Origin of the sequence: Rhodococcus sp. R1101, assembly GCF_000278445.1 — a bacterium.
Taxonomy (GTDB): Bacteria; Actinomycetota; Actinomycetes; order Mycobacteriales; family Mycobacteriaceae; genus Rhodococcus; species Rhodococcus gordoniae.
This window is the reverse complement of the sequence record NZ_AJVB01000466.1, coordinates 1-3,056: the sequence shown is the minus strand read 5'-3', so window position 1 is coordinate 3,056 and position 3,056 is coordinate 1. Positions and strand designations below refer to the sequence as shown.

Annotated in this window: 2 protein-coding genes and 2 pseudogenes; 1 reads left to right on the top strand and 3 read right to left on the bottom strand. The window is 70.5% G+C overall.

What is annotated here, in order from left to right:
- Nucleotides 1–206: pseudogene (locus R1101_RS0119980) on the bottom strand (hypothetical protein); the annotation flags it as partial.
- A 151-nt stretch (nt 207–357) separates the two neighbouring features.
- Here R1101_RS0119980 and R1101_RS0119975 point away from each other — a divergent pair.
- Entirely contained in the window at nt 358–1,791 is a 1,434-nt protein-coding gene (locus R1101_RS0119975) for a DUF349 domain-containing protein (RefSeq protein WP_026003496.1), read from the top strand.
- An 83-nt stretch (nt 1,792–1,874) separates the two neighbouring features.
- Here the strand turns inward: R1101_RS0119975 and R1101_RS0119970 are convergent, their stop codons facing one another.
- A complete protein-coding gene (locus R1101_RS0119970) occupies nt 1,875–2,468 on the bottom strand; it encodes an Rv2732c family membrane protein (protein ID WP_016935075.1) in 594 nt (197 codons plus the stop codon).
- Nucleotides 2,456–3,056: pseudogene (locus R1101_RS0119965) on the bottom strand (tRNA (N6-isopentenyl adenosine(37)-C2)-methylthiotransferase MiaB); the annotation flags it as partial. The gene R1101_RS0119970 and the pseudogene R1101_RS0119965, both read right to left, overlap by 13 nt.

Here is a 3,056-nt window from a genome sequence, read left to right as displayed (position 1 = left end):
AAACCGCGGAAGGTTCCGCGCGCGGTGGACGGAACGGTCTGCTCGACCGGCTCGGCACCCACGACCACCCATTCCGCGGCCCCGGACAGCCTGCGACCGACCTCGAGAACCGCCTCGCGCAGATCGTCGGTCTCGGATGCGGCGAGACCGGTCAGCTCGGGTACGAGCAGCGGTGGGGACGGCACGAACGCCGCGGCGGTCAACACATCGGCAACCGTAGTCCACCGGACCCGGCGCCTCGTATCGACACGACCTGTTTCAATAGTGGGCGGACACGATCGCGGAGCCCCCCGGGATCGACCTGCGGTAGACCCATGCGACCAGGCAGCCGTGCCGCGCGGCAGAGATGAGGTATCGATGAGCGACCCGAACGCACAGGACCGTACCGGCGAGACGACGCAGGAGCGGACCCCGCGTCCCGGTCCCGCCACACCCCGAGCTCATGCTGCGACCCCCGGCCCCGCCCGAGGCGGTGGCGGCACACCCGCCCGTGGCGGGGACGGTTCCGCCACGGCACCCCCGAAGCCGCATCCGGTGGCGGCCCAGACCCATCCCCATGTCCCGACGCTGCCCGCGAGTGATCCGAGTCTGTTCGGTCGCGTCGACGAGGACGGCACCGCATGGGTCCGCACGAGCGAGGGCGAGCGGTGTATCGGATCGTGGCAGGCAGGCGACGCGGCCGAGGGCCTCGCCCATTTCGGCCGCCGCTACGACGATCTCGCCACCGAGGTGGCGATCCTCGAGACCCGGTTGACCTCCGGCACCGCCGACGTGAAGAAGACCCGCGCAGCCGCCGAGGCACTCGCCGAGTCGCTGCCCACCGCCTCCGTCATCGGCGACCTCGATGCGCTCGCCACCCGGCTCACCGCGATCATCGAGCATTCCGAAGAGGCTGCGGTCCTCGCCAAGCAGGAGAAGGAGAAGCGGCGCGCCGAGAGCACGGCCCGCAAGGAGTCCCTTGCGGCCGAAGCCGAGACGATCGCCGCCGAGTCCACCCAGTGGAAGGCCGCGGGCGACCGGCTGCGGGAGATCCTCGAGGAGTGGAAGACCATCCGCGGTGTCGACCGGAAGGTCGACGACGTGTTGTGGCGCCGCTATTCCAAGGCACGTGAGGCGTTCAACCGGCGTCGCGGAGCCCACTTCGCCGAACTCGATCGCGAGCGTGCCGCGGCGAAGAGCCGCAAGGAGGAACTCGTCGCTCGGGCGGAGGAACTGCAGAACTCCACCGACTGGGGTGCCACCGCCGGTGCCTTCCGCGACCTGCTCGCGGAGTGGAAGGCGGCCGGTCGCGCACCGAAGGACGCCGACGACCAGCTGTGGAAGCGGTTCAAGGGTGCCCAGGACGTCTTCTTCGCGGCGCGTAACGCCGCGAACGCCGAGCGGGACGCCGAGTTCGAGGAGAACGCCCGCGCGAAGGAAGCGCTTCTCGAGGCGGCCTCGTCGATCGACCCGGCGGCCGATCTCGAGGGTGCCCGGGCCCGCCTGCGCGAGTTGCAGGACCAGTGGGAGGCGATCGGCAAGGTTCCACGCGAGCGCATGCACGATCTCGAGGGCCGGTTGCGGGCCATCGAGAAGGAGGTGCGAGAGGCCGCCGATTCCGAGTGGCGGCGCACCGATCCCGAGGCGCTCGCCCGTGCGGCCCAGTTCCGGGAGCGGGTGCGTCAGTTCGAGGAGCAGGCCGCCAAGGCGACCGCGGCGGGCCGGGCGAAGGAGGCCGAGAAGGCCCTCGCGCAGGCTGCGCAGTGGCGTGAGTGGGCCGACGCGGCCGAAGGCGCTGTCGGCGAGCGCTGACCTCGCGACGCCGTAACATCCGAAACGGACGATCCCCCCTTCCCGGCCGGGAAGGGGGGATCGTCGTCTTCATGCGAGAGTCGTCAGGCCTCGGGGTCGTCGCGCATCAGGCGGGGCCGTTCGTGCAGGGCCGCGACCTTGCGCAATTCGGCCTCGGCCTCGAGCTGGGCGGAGGTCCGCGCCCAGACCACGCGTGCCCAGTGGAAGACGACGACCATGACGGCGAACCAGCCGATCACGAGACCGAAACCCGGTCCTGCGGCGGACGACTCGACGGGCAGGGTCTGGCGCGACCAGATCGCGAGCATGCCGAAGACGATGGTCACCGCCGAGCCGGCCAGGGACACCCATGCCAACGCCCACTTGCGGGTGACGAGGGCGAGGATCGAACCCAGACCCCCGAAGACCACTGCGAAACCCACGAACAACCGCGACGGGAGACCGATCTCCTCGGTGGTCGCATCCGGTGCGAAGGACAGCACCTCCCATCCGTTGGCGGATCCGGCGTGGGGCAGGCTGAACGTCGCCAGCAGGATCAGGACCGCGATCGCGACGAACATCGCCCGGGCGCCCGGGTCGATGTCGCTCGCCGCCTTCCGTTCGGCGGCTTCGAGTTGGGCTCGTACGTCACCGGTCGCGTGGTGATCGTGCGGCTTGTCGGTGGTCATGCGTTGCATCCCATCTGAGGCGGCAGCGGTTCCGGGACTCCGATGCTCGGCAGTCCGAGTCCGACACCGATCGGCGGTGTCTTGGGCAGCCGGCCCTGTTCGAAGTGGTCGCCCGCGCGTGTGCGGCGGTGCGTGAGGATCGGGGTGTCCGCGACGAGGTGATGCGGCGCGGCGTCGCTGACGACGATCGTGATGACGTCGCCGGGGCGCACCGCGGTGTCGATCGCACCCTCGGGACGGAAGTGCACGAGACGTCCGTCGCGGGCACGCCCGCTCATCCGGGCGGTCTCGGCGTTCTTGCGGCCCTCCCCCGCCGCGACGAGGAGCTCGACCTCGGTGCCGACGAGCGTGCGGTTCTCCTCGAGGGTGATGCGTTCCTGCAGCGCGATCAGGCGCTCGTACCGTTCCTGCACCACGGCCTTGGGGAGCTGACCGTCCATGTCGGCCGCGGGGGTGCCGGGGCGCTTCGAGTACTGGAAGGTGAACGCGCTGGTGAACCGCGCCTTCTCGACGACCTCCAGGGTCTGCTGGAAGTCCTCCTCGGTTTCGCCGGGGAAGCCGACGATGATGTCGGTGGTGATCGCGGCGTGCGGCATC